The 25,390-nt window shown below is 40.0% G+C and carries 17 protein-coding genes; 8 read left to right on the top strand and 9 right to left on the bottom strand.

Going from position 1 to position 25,390, the window contains the following annotated elements; all coding sequences use genetic code 11:
* Positions 1–780: 780 nt before the first annotated feature.
* Genes QL989_RS17110 through QL989_RS17130 form a run of 5 tightly spaced genes read right to left on the bottom strand, consistent with a single transcriptional unit; the run spans position 781 to position 7,697 of the window.
* Entirely contained in the window at positions 781–2,238 is a 1,458-nt protein-coding gene (locus QL989_RS17110; RefSeq protein WP_248527582.1) for a TnsD family transposase, read from the bottom strand.
* A complete protein-coding gene (locus tag QL989_RS17115; protein WP_138764858.1) occupies positions 2,211–3,200 on the bottom strand; it encodes a TniQ family protein in 990 nt (329 codons plus the stop codon). The genes QL989_RS17110 and QL989_RS17115 overlap by 28 nt, the downstream gene beginning before the upstream one ends.
* The gene (locus QL989_RS17120; protein ID WP_138764859.1) at positions 3,193–4,611 is read right to left on the bottom strand and encodes an ATP-binding protein; all 1,419 of its coding nucleotides are present in this window, start codon (positions 4,609–4,611) and stop codon (positions 3,193–3,195) included. Before QL989_RS17120 ends, QL989_RS17115 begins: the two co-directional genes overlap by 8 nt.
* Before the next feature lie 12 nt (positions 4,612–4,623).
* Entirely contained in the window at positions 4,624–6,822 is a 2,199-nt protein-coding gene (locus tag QL989_RS17125) for a hypothetical protein (protein ID WP_290171354.1), read from the bottom strand.
* Positions 6,819–7,697: a TnsA endonuclease N-terminal domain-containing protein gene (locus QL989_RS17130; RefSeq protein ID WP_290171355.1), complete on the bottom strand. Its 879-nt coding sequence runs from the start codon at positions 7,695–7,697 to the stop codon at positions 6,819–6,821. The genes QL989_RS17125 and QL989_RS17130 overlap by 4 nt, the downstream gene beginning before the upstream one ends.
* Positions 7,698–8,131: 434 nt before the next feature.
* Here QL989_RS17130 and QL989_RS17135 point away from each other — a divergent pair, with 434 nt between their 5' ends.
* The 7 genes from QL989_RS17135 (at position 8,132) to QL989_RS17165 (ending at position 18,383) form a co-directional block, all read left to right on the top strand.
* A complete protein-coding gene (locus QL989_RS17135) occupies positions 8,132–8,317 on the top strand; it encodes a helix-turn-helix domain-containing protein (RefSeq protein ID WP_062570374.1) in 186 nt (61 codons plus the stop codon).
* Between the two features lie 13 nt (positions 8,318–8,330).
* Entirely contained in the window at positions 8,331–9,248 is a 918-nt protein-coding gene (locus QL989_RS17140; RefSeq protein WP_290171358.1) for a restriction endonuclease, read from the top strand.
* Positions 9,249–9,257: 9 nt separating this feature from the next.
* The gene (gene hsdR, locus QL989_RS17145; RefSeq protein ID WP_290171359.1) at positions 9,258–12,704 is read left to right on the top strand and encodes a type I restriction-modification system endonuclease; all 3,447 of its coding nucleotides are present in this window, start codon (positions 9,258–9,260) and stop codon (positions 12,702–12,704) included.
* A gap of 143 nt (positions 12,705–12,847) precedes the next feature.
* A complete protein-coding gene (locus tag QL989_RS17150) occupies positions 12,848–14,359 on the top strand; it encodes an N-6 DNA methylase (RefSeq protein WP_290171360.1) in 1,512 nt (503 codons plus the stop codon).
* Positions 14,356–15,912 (top strand): restriction endonuclease subunit S, encoded by a 1,557-nt coding sequence (locus tag QL989_RS17155; RefSeq protein ID WP_290171362.1) that lies wholly within the window; start codon positions 14,356–14,358, stop codon positions 15,910–15,912. Before QL989_RS17150 ends, QL989_RS17155 begins: the two co-directional genes overlap by 4 nt.
* Positions 15,909–17,504: an AAA family ATPase gene (locus tag QL989_RS17160; protein ID WP_290171363.1), complete on the top strand. Its 1,596-nt coding sequence runs from the start codon at positions 15,909–15,911 to the stop codon at positions 17,502–17,504. Before QL989_RS17155 ends, QL989_RS17160 begins: the two co-directional genes overlap by 4 nt.
* Entirely contained in the window at positions 17,505–18,383 is an 879-nt protein-coding gene (locus QL989_RS17165; protein WP_290171364.1) for a hypothetical protein, read from the top strand.
* Between the two features lie 253 nt (positions 18,384–18,636).
* Here QL989_RS17165 and gcvP read toward each other — a convergent pair whose 3' ends face one another.
* The 4 genes from gcvP to QL989_RS17185 form a co-directional block, all read right to left on the bottom strand.
* On the bottom strand, positions 18,637–21,528 hold the full coding sequence (gene gcvP, locus QL989_RS17170) for an aminomethyl-transferring glycine dehydrogenase (RefSeq protein ID WP_290171365.1): 2,892 nt from the start codon (positions 21,526–21,528) through the stop codon (positions 18,637–18,639).
* A gap of 152 nt (positions 21,529–21,680) precedes the next feature.
* On the bottom strand, positions 21,681–22,070 hold the full coding sequence (gcvH, locus tag QL989_RS17175) for a glycine cleavage system protein GcvH (protein ID WP_008112430.1): 390 nt from the start codon (positions 22,068–22,070) through the stop codon (positions 21,681–21,683).
* A 76-nt stretch (positions 22,071–22,146) separates the two neighbouring features.
* Complete coding sequence (gene gcvT, locus QL989_RS17180) at positions 22,147–23,229, bottom strand: glycine cleavage system aminomethyltransferase GcvT (protein ID WP_290171366.1); 1,083 nt, start codon at positions 23,227–23,229, stop codon at positions 22,147–22,149.
* Between the two features lie 119 nt (positions 23,230–23,348).
* Positions 23,349–23,948, bottom strand: coding sequence for a hypothetical protein (locus QL989_RS17185; RefSeq protein WP_008465326.1), 600 nt, complete (start codon positions 23,946–23,948; stop codon positions 23,349–23,351).
* Between the two features lie 126 nt (positions 23,949–24,074).
* Between QL989_RS17185 and QL989_RS17190 the strand changes: the two genes are divergently transcribed.
* Positions 24,075–24,932 (top strand): LysR family transcriptional regulator, encoded by an 858-nt coding sequence (locus QL989_RS17190; protein WP_008465324.1) that lies wholly within the window; start codon positions 24,075–24,077, stop codon positions 24,930–24,932.
* The last annotated feature ends 458 nt before the right edge of the window (positions 24,933–25,390 follow it).

Consider the following 25,390-nt stretch of genomic DNA (forward strand, 5'->3'; position numbering starts at 1 on the left):
GCATAAAAGGTAGCCAGTTTAGCAACTGGCTGATATGCTATTTACGACAAAGTCGCTCGGTAATTAGACCGACATAATCCCTTGGTAATCACACTACTACATATTATTGATTCCGTCAACATATATTCAGTTTCTGCGCTCCTGCGAACTTCTATTTGAATCAGGCCTGCTAATGAATGACTAATCAACGCATCATCAAAGCCGGCCTCAAAAAGTAAGTCATCAATAATGTCCATAGACATATGGTTTTCTCCCAGGTCAAATCTTGTCGTAATGTTTTATACCTTCGTCTATATACTTTCCCATAATATTTTTATTGAAGTTAAGGCTTCATTACAGTACTTAACCGGATTAAGGCTTCATCCTGATCGCGAACAAAGCTTTATCACAGGATTAAATCTTATTAAGGCTTCATCCTGATCGCAAACAAGGCTTCATTACAGGATTTAACCAAATTAAGGCTTCACCCTAATCGTAAACAAGGCTTCATTGCAGTACTTAACCGAATTAAGGCTTCATCCTTATCGTAAACAAGGCTTCATTGCAGTATTTAACCGAATTAAGGCTTCATCCTGATCGCAAACAAGGCTTCATTACAGTATTTAACCGGATTAAGGCTTCATCCTGATCGCGAACAAGGCTTCATTACAGTACTTAACCGGATTAAGGCTTCATCCTGATCGCAAACAAGGCTTCATTACAGGATTTAACCAAATTAAGGCTTCATCCTGATCGCGAACAAGGCTTCATTACAGTATTTAACCAGATTAAGGCTTCATCCTAATACCCTCTACGTCTATTTCTTGGTATTGCAGACGGTAAAGTTTCATACAGCCATTCCTTATCATGTTTAAAAAGCCACGTGTAAGAACTTCTACATAATGATTGAATCTGCCCACGAGTAGGCGCTTTTGTTCTATCCAAACATTCATGTAATATTGAGCGATGCGTGTTGCGTTGCTTTTCAAATCGAAGCTGGATACGTAATTCTTTAATATCAGGAAACTGAGTCAATAACTGTTCAACAGCACTTTGCGAGCATTCCATCTCTTTGGCAATTGAAGTTGTAAGTTCGCCAGTTCTTAGCCTAGAAAGAATTTGCTTACGCTCTGTCGCAAATAAGAACTGTGCTCTACGGTGTATTCGTATGTTATTTTGCATAGCTATAGATTTAGCATACCCCACACTAACATTTGCTCGCTTAGCAGCTTGACGCATACTCATACCATTTCTTAACTGCTTTAAAAGTAAATCTGTTTTTTCTGGATTAACTCGTTCAAACGCATCATTAATTAAATGATCTGGCCTCACGTTTAATTGATTCGGATTAGAGCAACACTTCAAAAACTCTGACAAACTGCCAAATAAATGCTGTATCACGAGTAGGTGTTTTAATGAGTGAAACTGTGCGTGGGATTGATAAATAAAGTTTGATGGGTAGCTATTGCTTTTACTCCCCCCAAAAACCGCATCAAAAAGCCCTTTAGGCAACTCATTTACCCAGTACTCCTTAAGGCTTGTTTGCCATTTTTCTTGCCTGACAGACCCATAATTACATACGAGATTATTCGCATTTAACCCATGTAAATAAACCCTTCTCAAAACATCTGAATCAATGGATTCTAAATTTAAAGACCAGAGTGCATACGCATCTTGAGCAAGTCTTGCTTGCTTTAGGCTTGCCTGTGTTAAACCTTTGCCCTCACTTACAACCTGAGGCGGCAATACGAGCAATTTCCTTTCACGTTTTATTGCTTCTAGCTTTATTAAATGAAATGGACAGTAGTTAATCCAAGGTAATTGATGGGCAACATGCCAATACGCCACACCTACGTTTTTGATGTCTTGGGCGGCACACTGCGGGCAATAACATAGGACTGTCGGTTCTGGTATTCGATTAGCCAGTAGCGAGAATTGACTGTACGCATCAGTGCATGCTCCCTCAAGCATTTTAGTAAAAGCTTCTTGGAAGACATCACTTTGTATAAAAGGCTTAAAAAATGGCAAAACTGTGTGTTTTACGATTAATTCGTCAATGCCCACGCTCACACTTTCTGAAACTGGAACAATAAAAGATGGGAATATGGATGTTAATTGCTGGCCAGTATACCCCAACCTAACCAGCAAAAAGTCATGATCCGTAGCTAAACCGCTTATTAACCCTGCTCTAGCGAGCCAACTGTAAATAGTCTCGTTGGGTAGCAGCGCACTTAAGCTGCAATTTCTAACGAAGGCCATTCTACCGCCAAAAAGCGCAGCCACATCAATACAAACAATGGATGCCACCCATTTACGTTTCGTAACGCCTTTTCGAGACTTAACGTTTTGTAATTGATTACAACTTCAGGCTCATGAAAAAAACGTTCAAAGCCATGTTCAAAAAACCACGCTACAAAGTCTTGCTGAAGTCTCGCTGCCACAAATACTTGCTCTCGTATTCTCCCTCCGTTTAAATTAGAAAAGCCACTTTGAATACCTCGTTTCATTACGTGTTCAAAGTATGGTTTAGAAAGCATTCCAGGTGAATTTAATAAATCCATACTCGCTTGCTGTACCCATGTAATATGCCCATTTAAATCTACGTAACTTGCCCTATGAATAGCACCACATTTAGTACATTTATTGGTGGTTGGTGGCGTCGCCATAACTCTTATATCAATGCTAGAAAATCCACAGGTATTGCAGCTTTCAAGCAATTCGCAAGCATGCTTTGAACAAGTGATCATCGAAGGTAACTGGTGTTCAACGTGCCAATAGGAAGTACCTACACGTTTTTCATCTTCAATAGCGCATAATGGGCACCATCGCCAAGCTAAAGAAAACGACAATGTTCTGCATAATGGAGCCGATAAGGATGGTACTTGCTCAATAAATTCGCAGCGCTTCCAAAGGCCTCCTTTCCTGATCCGCTTATTAATGATCTTATCAACATCACGAAAATGCATCGAAGGTGAATAATAAGGAAACAATGAGTGTTTTCTTAACAGATATTCTCTGCTTATACTCCCCTCATACGCATTCGCAGCAACATCAATTAACGGATGATAGATTCGTTGATTGCTCAAAGAGCCATCCTCTGAAAGCATGCGCTCAAACACCAGCTTAGGGTTACTACTATCTAAAAGGGTTGCCTTACGAGACACCACTCCCGCAAAGTGCTCGCCATCAAAAGGGGTAGGCATGAAGGATATATTAGTCATCAGATCCCTCCTCAATGAAATTGAGCATATCTTTAGAATCAATATCCATACACACTCGAGGTATACCTAATGGGTCTGGCACCACGTCAGGTAATAACTTTTGTACTTTTTTGCGCTCAGCTTTTGCAGCTAACTTTACTTCTTCGTTTGTTAAAACATGCTCTTTTTGATCCAGTTTGTTCACACCCTCATCAAACTGTTGAATATTTCCCGCTCTGAGATTATCTAAAGCGCCAGCAATCAATGAGAATTGATTATTATACGTCTTATGTAACCTTCCCACGTCACCCGTGCGATATGCATCGGCTTTATCGGGGTATTTATTCTTCAACATTGCAATTGACTCATGATGCAGTATCGCCAACCTCGTCATCATTGCAGGCAGACCACACGTTAAATAACAAAAAACTTGTTTGAACTGCTTATCTGGCATTTCGCTACTCTTGCAAAATGATTCAGGGAACAATGCATCAAAGAGAGAGTTAAAAAACTTACTCTTTACCCCGTACAAAGAAAACTGATATTCACGGTTGGTCAATAATCTGCGTGTGATCGTAAAATCTGGGCTTTTAGTGTCAGATAAAAACATCTCCCTACCAGATGTTGTTGATGAAAGAACAATAGGAATACCCATTTTGTTAAACAAAGCTTCAATCGTAGTGAAGGATGGCGCATTTTTACTATTTTTGTATTTCAACATGAACTGCAATTCATCAATATGAGCCAACCCCAAATGATGTGCCACAGCAATTGACTGCATTTGACTTAAGTGGCGTTCTACAGAGTAATGTGATTTATCTTTCCACTGTTCATAAAAATCTGTATCAAGGGCTTCATCAACAGCGTTAAAAAAATTGAGCGCCAACCCTTTGGTTGATGGAGTCGATGGCATATCAAGCGATATCCAAACGAGCTGATCTTGCCGGAAGATTTTGTCCTCAAACTTGTTGTGCTTGATCACTTGTGGGATCACGTTCAGAACACTGCGAATTCCTTTCGTCTTACCAACACCGCTATGACCATGAACAAATACGCTAGGCGCGGTTGTTCGAGAAATAAATTTCTCTTCTAATCGATCCCCCTTTCTAGCTGCCAAGGCGATTGCCATTTGCAATTTGTTAGTTTCCGCAGAATGTGGCGTGTACTTAGAATATCCATCTAAAATAAGCCCTACAAACTTGTTATACATTCCATATAAGTATGGCGCTGGAACGTGAACCTTTTCTAACCGTTCTAGAAATACCTGCTGATATACAGCTGGTATATCAGTTAAGCTCTTTTCAAAAGTAGGTTTGAAAGTAAGCTTTTTATTCAGCTCGTCTTCGTGCGCTATTACTTCAATAGCCTCGGTAAGAGGATTTCCATTTAAGCTATCAAGCGGGTGTTTTCGATATATCGCTTCTTTTTTCATAAGATTACTCCCTTAATCTCCATACAATTCGTCGTCTAAGTCATCCATGACGGCGGGCTTCATTGACTCTAAGTCGGTTCCAGTACCAAATGTATTATCCAACTGTTGATTCGCTTGAGTTCTTAGCACAAGCTTCTGAATTTGTTGACGAGCTTTAATGCCTGGTTGGATAGATTTATGTTTATTTTTAGGTGCGAGCGAGCGCTCAGCCTCCTGTTGCGCAGTAGTAAGATCAGTAACAGAATCCCAATATGAACGTGTGATCAGAGCATTTTGCTTATGCTCGTGAAGCATATCTTTTTCTTGCTCCATCAAGTGCATTACCTGCTCCCAATGCTGACTTGCTAAAGGATTTTCGTTATTGATATTTTTAAGGCGTAACTTAACGATCTGACCATCGTCGGTTTCATGTAACAGCTCATTGATATTGTCGTACATCCTTTTGACTAATATGTTGAATGTGCCATGATGCCTAGCTCTAGCATAGCCACCACTAGATTTGAAATAGGGGTGATGGTATTCGACCCCTTCAAAACGTATACTGCTAGAAGTTACCGTCGCACGCTCTTCAGGCAAAAATGCCCACCGAATTTTAGCTTCACTTACTCCAGAGTTTAATCGCCCGACCTTTTCCATGTCTTCTAAGCTATTTAAAAAAATCGCTTTCGGCGTAAAGTCCGTACCATTTACAAGGCCTTTGAAGTTAAGTCGCTTGAGACGATCTGCTGAATTGTTGTGGTAGCAAATTTCTGCGATTAACACTTGCATTAATGAGTCATAATCGTACAACGCATGATTGGATGCATGACTATCTTCACGTTTTGGTAACTCTGCTAATGCACCAGGAATAAACTTAATAACTTGATCATTAACAGTACCAAATTTGCGCTCAACCACTCCTTTAGCATCACCGCGATAAATAGCCATAAACGCAACATCTTCAATACCAATTCTCGCGTTTAAAAGAGCATCAATAAAGGTCTTCCTATACTCAGGTCCATTGTCTATTGCTAATTCAATTGGCACATTTTTAGCGGGCCAATCATTCTCATCTAAAAGAACACCAAAACGTTTAGCAAATTCAACTTTATCTAAACATGCATTTGCTAGCGCCTGGGATACCCCTTGCCAATTGGGACCATCAAAACCCAAATACATCCCAACAATCATGGTTGAATAAACATCCACCACTAGGTACAAGACAGGACGCCCCATTGAATAGCGCTTACTCGTATCAAAAGGGTAACGCACATAACAATCAAGAATGGTTGCATCTACTTCATAGCGCTGTGTGGCGCCAAGTACCCCATCAAAAGACTTGCCTTGTCTATCCTCAAAGTCTTTGGCGAAGTTAACATCACCATGTTTCAAACGAAGAAGTGATGCTTTATCAATAATTTTTTTAAAGTGATAGCGAAACATACCATCACTGATTCGATCTTCCTCAGGAAATGGGTTAAAGATACGTTGAGTACCTAATGTCGTCTCTCTCTCGATTACATAGCGTTCAAATGTCCTGTGATATAGCCGATAAGCAAACGCAATAGAAAAGTTCACATGATTAGATTTGATAAAAGCAGCAGTTTTTTTGATGTTTAATTTATCAACATCATTTACACACCGTGCGTTTGAACGAACTTTAACTTTACCGTTCTTACCGTTTGGACCACGCTTAATCTGGGAGTCACTCAAGTCTTTAACATAACGGTAGTTTGAGCCACATTGCATCAAGCCAAATGGCAACAATGAATTTTTGGTACAGCCAAAAATGATGTATCGATTGATCGCAGAATGAAATGATGCTTTGCCTTTCCACTTATCCTTTCCAAGAAGTGGCTTTATCTCAGCCGCTAGCCCCTTGCCATACAAGTACTGCTCAATTTTATCGGGACTAACAAGACTTTCGATTTTCCTAAATTTATAGTCACGTTTATCAAGCCAGGCACCTTTCCCCATTTCAGTAGCAATCCAGTCATCACTTCTAGTCATAACAACCGGGTAGTCAAAACGCTCTACTTTTAATGAGTGGCTAGTTATATGTGCCAATACATCATCCATACGCCATGCTTCAGGTTTAGAAAGGTTCTTTTTTGGGTCAAAACCATTTAGATCATACAAAGCAGTATACTGTCGACCAAAACTAACGTGACAAACAAGAAGATCAATATTCTTTTTCTCGTTAGTCAGGCGCGTACCCATTTTTAGCATCATAAGGTAAGCTCCACAGGACGATGGAACTGTAACGTACTGCTATGCCTAAGCGGGAGAAAATGCTTGAGTACACTAAATTGAAAAAGCCGAATAACTTGCTCATCAGAGCAATTTAACTGTTGCCTTGTATGTAACAGTAAAAACTCAAGTGGTTTCATGAAGTACCTTTGCCATACGTGGCAAAAAGTAAACACGAATGTTCTAACCAACTCATCCTCAAAGCTCATAAATCCAGCAGGCTCACAGAACCGGATGTTATTGAACTCGTCCTTGGTAGCATCTAATTCAGTGACAATTCGATACTTGATGCCACGGCGGCGCCAATACTCTCGTTCAATAGCAAATTTCTGCCAAGTTCGAGCATTCTTGCGTTGTAGCACCTTTCTTTCTTCACCTTGTATCGAGCCCTCCAGCTCAACCCCTTCTTCATCCACCACGTAAATTTGAGAGGCATATTTAAAGCTATATGCCGTCGTTATTATGCGACTCGGGTTTTCTAGGTCTTGATGTTGAACCAAAAAATCTGTTGTCATCACATATGCCTCCGAGGTCTCCCAATTGCGTGGGTGAATTAAATTACCCGCGACTGCAATGTTTAAAGTTTCATTTAAATCGAGTGCATACTGCTCAAATACACGCTTTGTACCTCTGGCCCAAATCAATTTTTTGTACATACGCAATTCACCATCGCTCAACAGATGAGCATGGCGTTTCTGTACATTGCAAAAGATCCAATGCCTACGACCATATTGATTAACCGCTTTTACCGTTAAATACGGCCGATAACTCTCCGTTGTTAAACTTTGTATGTCACGCTTCCACCGGTTTAACTTTTCCATAGCTTTTGGTGTAGCGGTAACCTCTTTTAATTTCATATGCATCCTGCAATTGATTCATTCGGGAATAATATCTTGCCTGTAGATCAAACTTTGATCAACCCACCTAAAAACCATAACCACATGAAAAACAACATTTTTGTGTTGCAACAGCAACCTTGAATAACATCAGAATTGTGTAAGTGAAAATTGAATTAAATCAACGGAATATTTTTGTCTAAAAATAAGTTTTTGAATTGGAAATGGAAACAATAATTTTGTTGTGAGGGATTATGGGGCTTTAAAAATTGAAATATTTCAACGCAAGATAAACAAATATTTTTAAGGCATGATCAAAATTGACTAAATATTTTATAAAATAATTTTCAACCGCTCAAAAATACACCAAAATAACAAAGTAAGATCGCTTGCGATCAATTGCTAATTCCTCAATTTTCTCATACTATCAATTTGTTCAAATACAGAGATTAAACATGGCCGATGATATTTTGACCATTCAAGAGGTCGCTACATACTTAAAGCTCAATGAAAAGACAGCATATCGTCTTGCAAGTGAAGGCAAATTACCCGGCTTTAAGGTGGGTGGAAGTTGGCGCTTTAAACGCGTAGATTTGGAAAAGTGGATTGAAGAACAAAAGAGTCCTCAACCAAAAGAATAAATAAGGACGTTGTATGATACCAAGCTATCAAGAATTCATGCGCCCCTTTCTAGAAATAGCTCATCAAGCTGATGGCAAAGAAGTTAGGTTACGCGATGTGATAAATCAGTTAGCTGATAAGTTCTGTCTATCTGAAGCTGAACGTGAAGAGACATTGCCAAGCGGCAAACAATCTATTCTTGATAACCGTGTTGGTTGGGCTAGGACTTACCTAACCAAAGCAGGCTTGCTTGAAACCACACGGCGAGCATATTTTGTGATCACCGCTCGTGGTATATCAGCTTTGCAAGATCACAGTGTTAAAATTGACAATGACTACCTAAACCAATTTGATGAATTTGTAGCATTTAAGCAAAAGACAAATGAATCAGATGCACCTAGCGCTGATGTAGAGTCAGACAAAGACATAACGCCAGATGAAGCCTTAAGAGCTGCTTATAAGAAAATTAACGATGCGCTTGCAAATGAAATCCTAGAGCGCACTCGCAAAGTCACCCCAGCCTTTTTTGAAGACCTGTTAATCGAGCTACTCGTCGCAATGGGATATGGTGGTACAGGTGAAGGAGCAGCCCATGCGCTAGGTAAAACTGGCGACAATGGCGTAGATGGCGTTATAAATCAAGATCCACTTGGCGTTGATCAGATATACATACAAGCTAAACGTTATGCCAAAGGTAATAATGTGGGTGCAGGTGATATTCGTGATTTCTTTGGTGCATTAAACCTGAAAAAAGCTCAGAAAGGTATTTTCATTACAACCTCTGCATTTACATCATCAGCCATCGAAACCGCACAAAACTTAGGTATTCGTATCGTACTTATAAACGGCACTGAATTAGCGAAACTTATGCTGCGATATAACATCGGTAGCAGAGACGAAGACATACTACATATAAAGAAAATTGACGAAGAGTTTTTTGAAGGATACTAAGGAAAGTTTATGGAACACATCAGTAATTTCGATTTTTTAAAAAAGCATCAAGAATGGTTATATAAATTAGCCGAAAGTGCTGAACTCAATTTTTCTTCAGATCCAAACACATCGCTTATAAAAATACGTCAATTAGGTGAAGCTATAGCGCAATCAATAGCAGCCCGTATCGGTGTAGAGTCTGGTAATAACGTAAAACAAATCGACCTTCTTAGAGATTTAGATTACAACTTACGTTTAGATGATAACGTCAGAGATGCTTTCCATACTATCCGAAAACTAGGTAATACAGCTACCCACAAGTTTGACAGTACCAGTCACCGTGATGCGTTAAAAGCAATAATGGTCGGACATGCATTAGCCATGTGGTTTCATATCACTTTTGGCGGTAGTGCAGCCAAAGGTTTTAAAATAAAGAAATTTGTTAAACCACAGGATCCTTCGGAATATGTCCGCTCACTTGAAGAACAAGTTGAGCAATTAAAAAATGAATCACTGCGTAGTTCTGAACGCATAAAAACAGCTGAACAACTAAGTAAAATCGAATCAGAAAAAGCCATAGCGGAACGTAAACGTGCCGAAAAAATGGCCGAGGACAAAGCTGTATGGGAACAGCTTGCCTTAGACAGTGAAAAAGAAGCTGAAAAATATAAAGTAGCGGCAGAGGCTACGAACCAACAATACGCTAAATCTTTCCAAGCTAAACCAAAACAAGAACAAGCAGCAGAACTTAAACGTATTGAGAAATCACCATTTGAAATGGATGAGGCAGAAACTCGTGTTGTTATTGATCAACAATTGCTTGATGCAGGTTGGGAAGCCGATACTGAAAACCTACGTTATGCAAAAGGCACTCGTCCAGAGCCTAATAAAAATAAGGCAATATCTGAATGGCCTACAGAATCCGGCCCTGCTGATTATGCTTTATTCATTGGTATGACACTTGTGGGTGTTATTGAAGCCAAGAAGAATGCAAAAAATGTATATGGCGCTATCGATCAAGCCAAAAGATATGCCAGAGGTATTGAGAACCTCCCTGAAGATGTAGAAGTAACTCAATATGGTGAGTTTAATACCCCTCTTACTTTTGCCACTAATGGCCGTGCTTACCTAAAACAATTAGAGCAAGAGAGCGGCATCTGGTTTTTAGATGTTCGTGACAACACTAATCGCCGTAAAGCGTTAAAAGGCTGGTATTCACCACAAGAAATAAAAACTTATTTACGACAAACACCACAACAAGCAAATGCTGAACTTGATGACATGGGCTTTGACTATGAATTAAAGCTTCGTGATTACCAGCAAAAAGCGATATTAAAAGTTGAAAAAGCGATTAAAGATGGCAAAGAACGAGCTATGGTAGCTATGGCAACAGGTACGGGAAAAACTAAAACCTGTATTGCGCTTGTTTATCGTTTATTAAAAGCCGAAAGATTTCGCCGTATCCTATTTCTTGTTGACCGAAGTGCATTAGGTGAGCAAGCGACTGTCGACTTTGGCGAAGTAAAAATGGAAAGTATCACCAATTCCTTTGCCGATACATTTGAAGTGTTAGGCATTGAACCAGATAAATCAGCTGTACCATTCCCAGAAGATGATACCAAAGTCCACATTGCAACTGTTCAAGGGCTGGTAAAACGTATCATGTACCCATCAGATAATGGTGCTAAGCCGGGTGTAGGTCAATATGATTGTATCGTTGTAGATGAGTGCCATAGAGGCTACTTACTTGACCGTGAATTAAGCGAAACGGAAGTTAAGTTCCGAGACCAAAAAGATTACATGTCAAAATATAGAGCTGTGATTGAATATTTTGATGCGTTTAAAGTGGGATTAACAGCAACACCAGCATTACACACTAAAGATATTTTTGGTGACCCAGTATTTACCTACACATATACCGAAGCAGTAATAGATGGTCATTTAGTAGATCATCTTCCACCAACACGAATTCATACCGATCTCAATACTGACGGGATTAAGTATCAGGTAAATGAAGAAGTTCAAGTATACGATCCTCAAACTCAGCAGATCGACTTAATCAATACACCAGATGAATTAAACTTTGATGTTGCGCAGTTTAATCGTAAAGTCATAGCGCCTGAATTTACAAAAGAAATATGTCGCTGGCTTATCGAAAGTGACTCATTAAACCCATATTCTCAAGAGAAGTCCTTAATTTTTTGTGTTACTGATAAGCATGCAGATGACGTAGTTGAAGCGTTAAAAGAAGCGTGTGAAAACTATTTAGGTGAGGTTGATGATGATGCCATTCAAAAAATCACTGGAGCATCTGATAAGCCACTTGAAAAAATACGCCGATATAAAAATGACAGGTTGCCTAATATAGCTGTTACAGTTGATTTACTCACCACCGGGGTTGATGTTCCAAAGATCTGTAATTTAGTCTTCTTACGCCGTGTTAACAGCCGAATTCTATTTGAACAAATGCTTGGCCGTGCAACTCGCAAGTGTGATGAAATATCCAAAGAGCGTTTTCGTATTTTTGATGCGGTAGATATTTACAAACAGCTTGAAAAAGTTAACAGCATGAAGCCCGTGGTTACTAAGGTTGATATCACCTTTATGGAACTTGAAAATGAAATAAAAGAGAGTCCAGATCCAAAACTTCAGCAGCTTGCTAAAGACCAGTTCCTAGCCAAATTACAAAGCAAAAAGAAATACCTTTCAAGTAACCAGCATTCAGACTTTGAGCGCATTGTAGGTAAGCCTCCTCAAGAATTTGCACAAGAATTGAAAAAAATGAAAGTGCAAGACGTTGCAGACTGGTTTGTTAACAACCCTGGTTTAGGTGAGCTGCTTGATATGAAAGTAAAAGGCACTGGTGGCAACAATAAAGTGGTTATCTCTACTCACGGCGATAAAGTTACTGGCACCTCAACGGGTTACGGCAGTGGTCAAAAGCCTGAAGACTACCTTTCATCTTTCAATAAATTTGTTAATGCTAATAGTAACCGTATGGTCGCTATTCAAACTGTTATCCAGCGACCTTGGGAATTGACTCGCGATAGCCTCAAACAACTAGCGCTAGAGCTTGAGAAAAATGAATTCAGGGAAGAAGACCTTAAAGTCGCTTGGAAAGAAGTCAAAAATGAAGATATTGCCGCTCGTATTATTGGTTTTATTCGCCAAGCGGCATTAGGTGAGGCATTAGTTCCTTATGAACAACGTGTCGACAACGCTCTTGCTAAAATACTCAATAGCCAACCTTGGAAAACACCACAACGTGAATGGCTAGAAACTATTGCAGGACAAATAAAAGCCAACATCATTGTTGATGAAACCAATCTAAATGAAGGCATTTTTAAACAAATTGGCGGCATTAAACGAGCCTCCAAATTATTTGAACAACCCATTACTGATATTTTAAGTAAATTTAATAAATCCATCTGGTCACAAGAGCGCTCAGAGAGTGAGCAACAACAGTCTGCATAATCCTATACAATAGCGTTTTATTATTTAAACATAGCTTTTAGTGATAAAGAGCTAGGCCTAAATAGGTTGCTAAGCAAAGTAACAAGCCTGTTTAAAGTTAAGTAAAGCTAAATACAAATTAACGAATTTATAAGTAGAAACTAATGAGCACACAAGACTTAATTAACAAACTCTGGAATTTATGTAACCTGTTGCGAGATGACGGGGTAACTTACCACGAGTACCTAAACGAATTAACCTACTTAATATTCTTAAAAATGGTTGAAGAAACAGGGCAAGAAGAGCTTATCCCTGAGGGTTTTCGTTGGCCTGACATTGAAGAGTTCAATGCGGTAACTCGCCTAGAAGAATACAAAAAATTACTTATTCACTTAGGCTCACACGGTTCACTAATAACCAAAGCTATTTTTGCTGATGCCTCAACCTGTATCAGAAAACCAGCTACCTTAAACAAGCTAGTGACTGAAATTGATAATCTTGATTGGTACTCTGCTAAAGAGGAAGGTTTAGGCGATATGTACGAAGGCTTACTAGAAATAAATGCTAGTGAGAAAAAATCAGGTGCTGGTCAATACTTTACTCCGCGAGTACTCATCGAGGCTATGGTTGAGCTAATGAAGCCAAGCTTAGATGATGTAATAGTAGACCCTACCGCTGGAACAGGCGGCTTCTTAATTGCAGCACATCATGAGCTTAAAAAACACAATAACATAAAGACCCTTGATGAAACGGCTTACGATAAATATCAACACGGTACTTTCTTTGGTATGGAATTAGTGCCTGATACTCGTCGCCTAGCCATGATGAACCTAATGCTGCACGACTTAGCAATAGACGATGACAACGCAGGCGTTTTATACGGTGATACGCTTTCAAACGAAGGTAAAAATTCACTACCAAAAGCGAGTTTAATTTTAGCCAACCCTCCCTTTGGCACTAAACAAGGTGGTGGGATACCAACGCGTGATGACTTAGTGCATTACACCTCCAATAAACAATTAGCCTTTTTACATGCCATGTACCACAGCATGTTAAAGCCCGGTGGCCGTGTGGCAGTAGTATTACCTGATAACGTATTATTTGAAGGTTCAACTGGCCGTAAAATCCGCAACGATTTAATGGAAAAGTGTAATCTGCATACCATTTTACGTTTGCCTACGGGCATCTTCTATGCAGCAGGGGTAAAAACCAATGTTCTGTTTTTCGATAAGCCTACGGATATAAATCAAGATAAAGGCAACACCAAAAAGGTATGGGTATATGACCTTCGTGCCAATATGCCACAATTTGGTAAACGCAACGTTTTAACCAAAGAACACTTTAAAGAGTTTTATCACGCTGTTGGTAGTGATTTAACTCAAGTAGATGAAGCTAAACGCCAAGCTTTTATCGATAACCACCAAGACGGTAGTGAAATTGGCAACATTGATACCTGTCGATTAAGAGCGTTTACCCGTGAAGAAATAGCAGCTAAAGAAGACTCCCTCGATTTAGCATGGATACGTGACGACAGCATTGAAGATGCTGCCAACTTGCCAGAGCCTGATATTCTGATTAACGAAGCCATAGAAGAGCTAGCTGGTGCTATTACTGATCTACAGTCGATTTTAGTGGAACTAGATGCAGTAGAAGAAGTTGATGAGGTCGTTGTATGAATTCACAATTAGATGATTGGAGCAGCTACAAGTGCTCAAAATTATTCGATCAAATATCTACGAATACTAAAAAAATTAAAACAAAAGAGTGCAAAGAAACAGGTAAATATCCGGTTGTAGATCAAGGAGCGTCACTTCTAGCTGGATACGTTGATGATGAAACAAAAGTTATTGAGCTTGAATCACCAATTTGTATTTTTGGCGATCACACTAGGGCTATTAAGTGGATCGACTTCAATTTTGTGCCTGGTGCAGATGGCACCAAGGTACTACAACCTAAAGAGTTTTTAAATCCACGTTTTTTTTACTTTTTATTGAAATCTATTTATATAGAAGACAAAGGCTATGCTCGGCATTTTAAATTATTGAAAGATGCTGATGTAAAAGTACCAAGCTTGGATGTTCAAACACGTATTGCTGATAAACTGGATTTGGTATTAGCCAAAGTTGAAGCAGCTCAAGCACGTCTCGACAAAATCCCAACCATTCTAAAACGCTTTCGCCAATCAGTCCTTGCAGCCGCCACTTCCGGCGAACTTACCAAAGACTGGCGTAAAGAAAATGACGTAGAAGGTTGGCTGCCGATTAAAGTAGGAAAGATCGTAGAAAAAATTGAAGCAGGCAAAAACATTAAATGCCAAGAACGCCCCCCTGAAGAAAATGAATTTGGAATTATCAAAATAAGTGCAGTTACTTGGGGGATATATAATGAGGATCAAAGTAAAACTCTTAACGATAACTCCTTATTCCTAGAAAATAGAAGAGTTAAAGTAGGCGACTTTTTAATATCGAGAGCTAACACGCTTGAGCTGCTGGGAATGCCTGTAATAGTTCATCAAGTAACAAAGAACTTAATGCTTAGTGACAAGGTACTTAGGTTAGTGATGGACGAAGTGAATAAGGAGTGGCTTAATATATTCTTGAGATCTCCTTTAGGTCGAAAAGAGATCGAGAGCCGAGCTACTGGCAATCAACAGTCAATGAGAAATATAGGTCAAAAAGCTTTATTAGATATTGACTTACAACTTCCTTCTGAGCCTGAAAAATTGGAAATAGTTCGCTGTGTTAGTGAACTACTTTCAAATGCAGGTTTAGTAGAAAAGAAATATCAAGCAGCGAAGCTTCATGTCGACAAAATGACTCAATCAATACTAGCAAGAGCATTTAGCGGAAAATTATTTTCACCTATATCTGAAGATGAAAGAGAAGACGTTGAAGTAAATTCGCAACCAAAGAAGGCTAAGCCAGATAGTGCAAAAGCAGCGCAGGTAAGAGAAAAGGATGTTGCAGATAAGAGCGATGATGTCCCAGAGTCAAAAGTAGTGTCTTCACCAGCGATTGAAAATCACTCTGAACAAACTGGAGAAGTATTTAAGCTTTTAAAAAACAATAAAAAAGGCATGTCTGCACAGGCGTTGTTTGATGATTTATCTGACAACACCTTCAGCGCTATTGATGATATTTTCAGTGAATTAAAAAGGCTTATTGAACAAAAAGTTGTTATTCAAACGGGTGTTGGTGAAAACAGTACTTTTAAGGTGACTAAAAAGTGAAAGTAGATTTTTTAAAAATCAGGGATGGCTTTAAAAATATCCACAACTTAGAAATCGATTTTGACGATAAGGAATTATTAACGGTTCTTATCGGAAGAAACGGCTCAGGAAAATCGAATGTCATAGAGGCGTTGGTTCGAATTTTTAGGGCACTAGATCTAGGAGATGAGGAGGCACCCTTCAGCTATGAATTAATATATTTTTTAGGCGCTGACAATGAAAAGCGCATTGAAATTGATGCCTCACTAGACTATGGAACTACTCCTCACCAACAACACAAAATTAAGGTAGCTATTAAGCAGGACGATAATACCTATTCAAAACCTGAACCAGTAGCTATTTCCAAAGTTAAACGTGATGAAAATGGAGCTTCTGACTACTTACCTCAACACCTATTCGCCTATTACTCAGGGCCAAGCGATAGACTAGAAGACTTGTTTAAGCCACATAGAACTAAGTTTTATAATCAGCTATTAAAAAATAAAGTAAAAATTGAAGATGAAGTACGCCCATTATTTTACGCGAAACCATTTCACAGCCAATTTGTACTACTAGCTTTCTTTTTAAATCAGCAACATGGTGTAGGTCGTGAATTCTTAGCAGAACAATTAGGTATAAAAGACTTTCATTCAGTTCATTTTGTTTTTCGCAGGCCTGAATGGGGTAAAAAGAATAAGAAAGATATCTTTTGGGGCGCTCGTGGCGTAGTTAGAGAGTTTTTAGATAGGCTACTCCCTTATAGTTATGGACCTGTAAAATCTACAAGAGAAGAAGCAACATCGCTAACAGGTAAAGGTGTGGATAATGAGTTCGTACATTTGTTTTTGCCCGATATATACGGTTTAAAGAAAGTCGCCAAAGGCCTAAAGCCGAAAGACTTTTTCAAAATGCTAGAAAGCACATTGCTTTCTGAGCTTATTGATAGCGTAAATATTAAAGTTAAATTACATAACGATGAAATTGTTAGCTTTAGTGAGTTAAGTGAAGGCGAGCAACAATTGCTCACAGTATTAGGTCTTTTAGAGTTTACTGTTGAAGATGATTCGTTGTTTTTATTAGATGAGCCAGATACTCATTTAAATCCTGCATGGGCCGCCAAATATCATACTTTCCTTAAACGATTTATACCTAATCAAAAATTCTGCCATATCTTAATGGTAACCCATCACCCATTAGCGATTGCTGAATTAGACAAAGAGCAAATACAAGTTATACGCAATAACAAAGATGGCCAGTCGATAGCTGAAATACCCGCAGAAAGCCCAATAGGAATGGGCGTGAATGGCATCCTCACTAGTGACATGTTTGGCATGGCGACAACGCTAGATAAGCACACAAGCAGTGTTATTGAGAAACGTAGAAGGTTACTCGAAAAAGACTCTTTAAGTGAAAATGAAACCAAAGAATTAAGGAAACTAAACGGTTCGTTAGAGCGTTTAGGTTACGGCTATACCCACCCAGATGAAGATTATAGGCAGTTCTTAATTGCTAGAAAAAGAGCAATGGATGCCATGGACTCTAAAGGTTTAGATGATACAGAATATCGTTTAAATATTATTGAAAATATATTAAAGACAAAGGGACTGGTTTAATTGCGATATATAGACATTAATTTAATCGATGCATGTAAACCTGACAACTGGGATGTTAATGCTAGGCAGTGGTTAACTGAAGTTAGGAACGCACAAGATAGATCCGCAGAATTTACACGACTTGGTAGTAAATGGTCACCCTTTAAGAACAACTTTATTAATCAATTTGGTGATAAATGTTGGTATTCAGAAGTGCCTCGAATTGCTACTGATTTCAACGTTGACCATTTTCGCCCTAAGGGCGCTGTTAAAAAAGCCAAAGAATCTTATGCCACTAGAGCCGTTGGTGGGCAATCTCAAAAGCATACCGGCTATTGGTGGTTAGCATTTGAACCAAAAAATTATCGATACTCATGTCAATACGCCAATCAACCAAGAGATAACGGTGGAAAACATGATTACTTTCCACTTCAAGATGAAAGCACCAGAGTATGGGGTCAATGTTCGTTAACAAACCATAATGTTGAAGATCCTATTCTTATTGATCCATGCGTACTTGCCGATGTTCAACTATTATCCTTTGAAAAATCTCCTGGTATGGCGCACTCAAGATACGATCAAGCAACTGATAAAACAAAATACGAAAGAGTTCGGACGAGTGCCAAATGCTACAACCTAAATCACAAAACGGTGAAAGGTAAACGGCTAGAAGTAATTACATCCGTTCAGCAAGACTTAGAGCTATTGGAAAGTATTTATGGCTTACCATTGGCAAGTAAACAGCTCATGCAAGTCCATTTAGATAATGCTGAAATTCGACTGATAGAAGCCTGTAACAGGAAATCACCATTTTCAGCAGCCGCAGTAGCTTTTGTTAAGCCTAAAAAAGCAGAACCTTGGTTGGCTAATATTCTAGCTAGATTAGATCTTAGTGATTAGCGAGTTTATGAATGTAAATTACCTTAAGTTAATAAAAAAAGGTGAGCTATAAAAGCTCACCTTCTTTGTCCATTCGCAAACTTATTTATCATGAACAGCTACAGATTATTCAGTATAAAAATACAAAAAAGCGAACCATTTCTGGTTCGCTTTTTTTGATCTCAATGAATGATCCTACCGGTTGCAAACTTTATTTGAGTTGCAAACTTAATTCCGATAGTTGCATTCTTTATTCGCAACCTACATCAAAAAATTAGTCGCGGTATGTCTCAATCGGAGGACATGCACATACTAAATTACGGTCGCCGTATACGTCATCGATTCGCGTAACCGTTGGCCAGAACTTGTCTTTAGCAACTGCTGGTACTGGGAAGGCAGCGTAAAAACGGTCATACGCGCGGTCCCATTCATTACCTAACACATCAGCTTGCGTGTGCGGTGCAAATACCAGTGGGTTGTTTTCAATAGACCATTCACCAGAAATGATTTTATCAATTTCACCTTTAATCGATACCATCGCTTCGATAAAGCGGTCAATCTCGCCCTTAGACTCAGATTCAGTTGGCTCAATCATTAATGTGCCCGCTACTGGGAACGACATTGTTGGTGAGTGGAAACCATAATCTTGTAAGCGCTTAGCAACGTCCATTTCAGTAATGCCTGAGGCTTCTTTTAATGGGCGTAGGTCAATAATACATTCGTGAGCAACGCGATTATTACGGCCACGGTATAAAATTGGGAAGTGCTTGCTAAGTTCATTGCTTAGGTAGTTAGCATTTACAATCGCCATTTCTGTCGCTTGTTTTAAGCCTTCAGAGCCCATCATGGCAATGTAAGCCCATGAAATAGGTAAAATAGCTGCAGAGCCGTAAGGCGCTGCCGATACTGCACCATTTCCTTCATTAGTGCCTGGTACGTTAATTACGCTGTGATTTGGCATAAATGGCGCAAGGTGCGATTTAACACCAATTGGGCCAACACCTGGGCCACCGCCGCCGTGTGGAATACAGAAAGTTTTATGTAAGTTTAAGTGCGACACATCTGAGCCAATAAAGCCTGGGCTAGTAACACCTACTTGGGCGTTCATGTTTGCGCCATCCATGTAAACTTGACCACCGTGCTGGTGAACAATTTCACATAACTCACGAATCGTTTCTTCGTATACACCGTGGGTAGATGGGTACGTTACCATGGCACATGATAGGTTTTCAGAGACTTCTTCAGCTTTCGCTTTTAAGTCTTCCATGTCGATGTTGCCGTTTTTATCACAGTTAACAACCACAATTTTCATGCTGGCCATTTGTGCCGATGCTGGGTTAGTACCGTGCGCAGAACTTGGGATTAAACATACGTTACGGTGCGCGTCCCCTCGTGACTCGTGGTATTTACGAATTGCGATAAGGCCTGCGTATTCACCTTGTGCACCTGAATTTGGTTGCAATGAAACCGCATCGTAACCGGTAATGTTAACTAGCCAATCGTGTAGCTCGTTAATCATTATTTGGTAACCTTCTGCTTGGTCTAGCGGGCAGAATGGGTGAAGGTTTGCAAATTCAGGCCAGGTAATTGGGATCATTTCAGCGGTCGCGTTTAGTTTCATGGTACATGAACCTAACGAGATCATAGAATGATTAAGTGCTAAATCTTTGTTTTCAAGGCGCTTAATATAGCGAAGCATGTCTGTTTCGCTGTGATAGCTGTTAAAGTTTGGATGCGTTAGAATTTCATCATCACGCACTAGGCTTGCAGGAATAGACTCGCTGCCATTTGCTTCAACATCAGCGGCAATCGCATCTACACTTAGGCCATGGCCTTCGCCTAAAATAATATCAAATAACTGGGCAACGTCTGCACGGGTTGTGGTTTCTGATACTGAAATTGAATATTCACCTGCATGGTTAGTAGCAAAGTTAACACCTTTAGCTACAGCACGCGCAATGACGTCGGCTTTGTTTTCATCAACCACTGTTAATGTGTCAAACCAAGTAGTGTGCTTAAGTGCCACACCTTTTGCTTTTAAGCCAGTTGCTAAAATATCAGCAAAACGGTGAATGCGTTGTGCAATGGTTTTTAAGCCTTGCGGGCCATGGTATACCGCGTAAAACGCAGCCATGTTCGCTAGTAATACTTGCGCAGTACAAATGTTTGAATTGGCTTTGTCGCGGCGAATATGTTGCTCGCGGGTTTGCATTGCCATACGTAATGCATCGTTACCTAAACGGTCTTTTGATACACCAATAATACGACCTGGTAATGAACGTTTGTATGCATCACGTGTTGCAAAAAATGCGGCATGAGGACCGCCGTAACCCATAGGTACACCAAAACGTTGTGCTGAACCCAGTACTACATCTGCGCCTAATTTACCTGGTGCTTTTAATAGTAATAAGCTCATGATATCAGCAGCTACACAGGCAATCGCTTTTTTGCTTTGTACGCCAGCTATTAGGTCAGTTATATCAACAATTTCGCCTGATGTTGACGGGTATTGGAATAATGCACCAAAAATATCGTGGTTCACAGCATCGGCGGCTTTACCTACAATAATTTCAAAACCAAATTGCTCTGCACGGGTGCTCACTACGTCAATGGTTTGCGTGTGTACGTCGTCGGCAATAAAGAACGCATTGGCTTTTTTAGCTTTAGATACACGTTTTGCAAGGCCCATAGCCTCGGCTGCAGCAGTTGATTCGTCAAGCAGTGAGGCACTTGCTAAATCTAGGCCGGTAATATCTAGGGTCATAGTCTGGAAATTTAATAGTGACTCTAAACGCCCTTGTGCAATCTCTGGCTGATACGGTGTGTACGCTGTATACCAACCCGGGTTTTCAAGTACGTTACGTAAAATTACGTGTGGTACGTGAGTTGGGTGGTAGCCTTGGCCAATATACGATTTGAAAACTTTATTTTTGCTTGCTACTGATTTTAAGTAGCTTAGTGTTTCAACTTCGGTGCGGCTTTCGCCGATATTAAGACCTTGCTCAAGACGGATACCAGCAGGTACAGTTTGACCGATCAGCTCTTCAACGCTCGATACTTCAAGAGCGCTAAGCATGTCGTTTACTTGCGCTGGGCTTGGCCCAATATGGCGGCGAATAAAATCTTGCTTTTGCTCTAATTGTTCAAGAGATTTGGCGTTTGACATGTGTCCAGATTCCTATGATCCAAATACTAATGGGTAACTAGTATTGATTAAAATATGTGATGATTTAGCAGCTTACTTTGTATGGAAAAATAAGCGCTTTAATCATAAAAGCCCCAATGTTTTAACATAGAGGGGCTTTTATTAATTAACGATTAGTCTTCGTCAATTGTATGCGCGTAACCTTCAGCGTCTAATAAGTTATCTAACTCAGACTCTTCTGACGCTTTAATGCGGAATAACCAACCGTCGCCGTATGCGTCGTTGTTTACTGTTTCAGGCGCATCTTCTAGCTCTTCGTTAATGGCAACAATTTCACCGCTAATTGGCGCGTAAATGTCTGATGCCGCTTTTACTGACTCTGCTACTGCACAGTCTTCGCCAGCATCTACTTCGTCGCCTACTTCTGGTAATTCAACAAATACCATGTCGCCAAGCAGTTCTTGTGCATGCTCAGAAATACCAACAGTGTAAGTGCCGTCGCCTTCGTTACGAACCCACTCGTGTGAAGGTGCGTATTTTAACTCGCTAGGGATATTGCTCATTTTTTTCATCCTTTGGTTTAGATTGGGAGAATACCAATGAATAAGGCTAACTTATTTATTGGTATAACCAAATTATTTAGATTATTGATTTACCGTTACGTACAAAGCCCGACTTAACTACTTTTACGTTAACTAATTTTTTACGCATTTCTACTTGAGCTGTGTCGCCAGTTGAACGTGGTACACGTGCTAATGCAACACTATAGCCCAATGTTGGTGAGAATGTGCCAGATGTAATAACACCTTCGCCACCATCAACAATTACTTTAGAACCACTGCGTAGTACGCCTTTTTCTTCAAGAATAAGACCTACTTGCTTGTGAGTACTTTTTTCTGCACGTTGTTTTACCAAAACATCACGACCAATAAAGTCACGATCTTCTGGCTCCCATGCAATAGTCCATGCCATGTTAGCTGCCAGTGGTGATACGCTTTCGTCCATATCTAGGCCGTAAAGGTTCATACCTGCTTCTAAACGCAGTGTGTCGCGCGCACCTAAGCCCGCTGGCGCCACACCGGCATCAAGCAGTTGCTGCCATAAATCGGCTGCTTGCTCGTTTGGTACTACAATTTCGTAACCGTCTTCGCCAGTATAACCTGTTGTAGCAATAAATAAATCACCGGCTTGAACACCAAAAAATGGCTTCATGCCTTCTACTGCAGCTTGCTGGTCTGCGTTTAATACCTGGGCTGTTTTAGTACGTGCATTAGGGCCTTGAACCGCAATCATGGCGTATTCTGGGCGCTCAGTAACCGTTACAGCAAAATCGCTCGATACCTTAGCTAAATGTGCTAAATCTTTTTCACGGGTCGCTGAGTTAACCACTAAGCGATAAAATGTTTCGCTAAAGTAGTAAATAATTAAGTCGTCGATTACGCCGCCTTGCTCGTTAAGCATGCCAGTGTAAAGCGCTTTACCTGGTAAGGTTAACTTAGCAACATCGTTAGCTACTAGCTTGCGTAAAAACGCTTGTGCTTGCTCACCTTGAATATCAACAATGGTCATGTGTGATACGTCGAACATACCCGCATCGTTACGTACGGCGTTGTGTTCTTCTATTTGTGAGCCGTAGTTAATTGGCATTTCCCAGCCATGAAAATCAACCATTTTTGCGCCGGCTTCAAGATGCTTTGCATGTAATACTGTTTTAGAAGTCATAATATTCCTTCACTTTTAAATTAACCCATGTGTGTGGGCGTGGCCTCAATTAAATGAGGGGGAATAACATGGTAGCCATTATTAAGCCTACCAAATTGTAATCTTTAACTTTTTATCCGTTAGGCTGCTTGAGTGTTGGTAACACTAAAGCCCTGTTGCTGCATATACTGTTGCCACTTATCAAGGGTGGCTGTTTTAGCAATAACAATAAACTGCTGTTCGTTGTTTTGATCTACTGCAGTAACAAACACGTCTCCACTTTGCGCGCCATAGCAAAGCTGCGCGTCAGCAAGGCGTAACCCTGGGGTTAGTTTAAATGCCTCAACTAAGGTATCAAATGCATTGTCGCCTTTTAAAGTAAAGGTCGCTAAGTCGGTGCGTACCACAAAGTCGATATCGTATCTAAGCTGCTGCTCGTTAATGAGCGCTTGTAATTGCAGGCTAGCATTAACTGGAAGTACAAATCGAAAGGCGGTTTCGCTAAAGTAGTAAACGGCGTAGCTAAAATCAGAATTTAAATCGCCATCCAGTGTGCCTTTAAAGCCAAAGCCACTAGCGGTAAGTTTGGTGAGGTCATGACCTAAAATAGCACTTAAAAATACCGATGCTTCACTACCACTAAAGTCAATAACAACGTGACTGCTATCGGCTTGTAAGGCATTAATAACCGCGCTGTTAGCGTTGCTATGGCGGGCAAACATAATCGGGTTAAAAGTCATAACAAATACCTATCAATCTTTAATAGCAAAAGTATATTGCGCAAGCCTTACAACAACAAATTGTAATTACTTATCAATTGATAAATAATACTTATATATATAGCCATATAAATAGTAATTTTAAATATGAAAAATATTTCAACCGACAGTTTACGAACTTTTGTTATGGTGGTTGAGGTTGGTGGATTTGCCAAAGCAGGCGATTTACTTGGCCTTTCGCAACCTGCGGTGAGCTTACAAGTAAAACGCTTAGAAGACTTACTCGGCTATAAATTATTTAAAAAGCAGGGGCAACGACAAGTGCTCAACCAATATGGCGAGTTATTACTGCCGATGGCAAAGCAAATGGTGCAGCATAACGATGCCATTTTGCAGTTGTTCACCTCAGAAAGTGTAACCGGTAAAGTGCGCTTGGGGATCCCTAGCGAATTTGCCGCGCGTATTTTGCCCTCCATTATTGGCGATTTTGTGGCGCTCTACCCTGAGGTATCACTTGAAGTAAAATCACGTTTAAGTAAACACCTACTCTCTGATGAGCGCCAAGATCAATTTGATTTAGTGTTAGCGCTTAACGAGCAACTAGACTCAGAAAAATTCCCTATTTTTATTCAAGACCAATTAGTGTGGGTGGGCGACCTATCACTGGCACAAAATGAAACGGTAACCTTAGTGACCGCGCCTGAAGGCTGTATTTACCGACGCAGAGCAACTCAGGCGCTTGAAAAAGCAGGCATTAAATATCGTATTGTTTACAGTAATGCCGATTTAACCGGTTTAATTGCCGCATTAAAAGAAGGCTTAGGCATAACAGTGCTCGCAAAAAGTACCGTACCTAACGATTTAGCCTATCACTTACACACTAAACATTTACCTGCGCTTGGTAGCATAGGTATTAGTTTAGTAAAAACCGCCAGCGAACCTGAAAACGCGGTATTTAAACTCGCCGAATTTATTAAGCTGCGCTTAGGCTATCCCACTGCTTAAATAACCTGAACTCTGGATAATAAATCTATCCCACACAGAGTTCAGGTTAAATTAACCGCCACCAGCCAATACATTATCCTAATTTTATAAGATTAGAATAAACATTCAGGGTCTGTTGACCTTTGCGGATTAAGATTTGTTCAAACTAGGGGCGGTTTAATCGCGGCGCGAGATTTGTAACCTAGTGGGCTAAGTAAAAACCGAGCAACAAAGAGTAAATCGCCCCTAGGCAGAACCCTTCGGGCAGCGCCTGTTTGGCATTGATGCTGCGTTATCGCCTATTTATGGGGAATAACCACACCACATAGGCTCTGCCTTGCCTAAATACCAAACAGACTGCTGCAAAATTAACCTTAAAAGATCAACAGACCCTAGTTAAAAATGTTATAAAAATAGCGTATTTTTACGGCAAATGTAAATATAACTAAAACTTAATAATATTGATTCTCATTCGTTAA

It is taken from the genome of Pseudoalteromonas sp. APC 3224 (genome assembly GCF_030407535.1).
Taxonomy (GTDB): domain Bacteria; phylum Pseudomonadota; class Gammaproteobacteria; order Enterobacterales; family Alteromonadaceae; genus Pseudoalteromonas.

Coding starts and splice junctions, on each gene's coding strand:
- QL989_RS17110 (WP_248527582.1), bottom strand. CDS start 2,238: ATGGCCTTCGTTAGAAATTGCAGCTTAAGTGCGCTGCTACCCAACGAG.
- QL989_RS17115 (WP_138764858.1), bottom strand. CDS start 3,200: ATGACTAATATATCCTTCATGCCTACCCCTTTTGATGGCGAGCACTTT.
- QL989_RS17120 (WP_138764859.1), bottom strand. CDS start 4,611: ATGAAAAAAGAAGCGATATATCGAAAACACCCGCTTGATAGCTTAAAT.
- QL989_RS17125 (WP_290171354.1), bottom strand. CDS start 6,822: ATGATGCTAAAAATGGGTACGCGCCTGACTAACGAGAAAAAGAATATT.
- QL989_RS17130 (WP_290171355.1), bottom strand. CDS start 7,697: ATGAAATTAAAAGAGGTTACCGCTACACCAAAAGCTATGGAAAAGTTA.
- QL989_RS17135 (WP_062570374.1), top strand. CDS start 8,132: ATGGCCGATGATATTTTGACCATTCAAGAGGTCGCTACATACTTAAAG.
- QL989_RS17140 (WP_290171358.1), top strand. CDS start 8,331: ATGATACCAAGCTATCAAGAATTCATGCGCCCCTTTCTAGAAATAGCT.
- hsdR (WP_290171359.1), top strand. CDS start 9,258: ATGGAACACATCAGTAATTTCGATTTTTTAAAAAAGCATCAAGAATGG.
- QL989_RS17150 (WP_290171360.1), top strand. CDS start 12,848: ATGAGCACACAAGACTTAATTAACAAACTCTGGAATTTATGTAACCTG.
- QL989_RS17155 (WP_290171362.1), top strand. CDS start 14,356: ATGAATTCACAATTAGATGATTGGAGCAGCTACAAGTGCTCAAAATTA.
- gcvP (WP_290171365.1), bottom strand. CDS start 21,528: ATGTCAAACGCCAAATCTCTTGAACAATTAGAGCAAAAGCAAGATTTT.
- gcvH (WP_008112430.1), bottom strand. CDS start 22,070: ATGAGCAATATCCCTAGCGAGTTAAAATACGCACCTTCACACGAGTGG.
- gcvT (WP_290171366.1), bottom strand. CDS start 23,229: ATGACTTCTAAAACAGTATTACATGCAAAGCATCTTGAAGCCGGCGCA.
- QL989_RS17185 (WP_008465326.1), bottom strand. CDS start 23,948: ATGACTTTTAACCCGATTATGTTTGCCCGCCATAGCAACGCTAACAGC.
- QL989_RS17190 (WP_008465324.1), top strand. CDS start 24,075: ATGAAAAATATTTCAACCGACAGTTTACGAACTTTTGTTATGGTGGTT.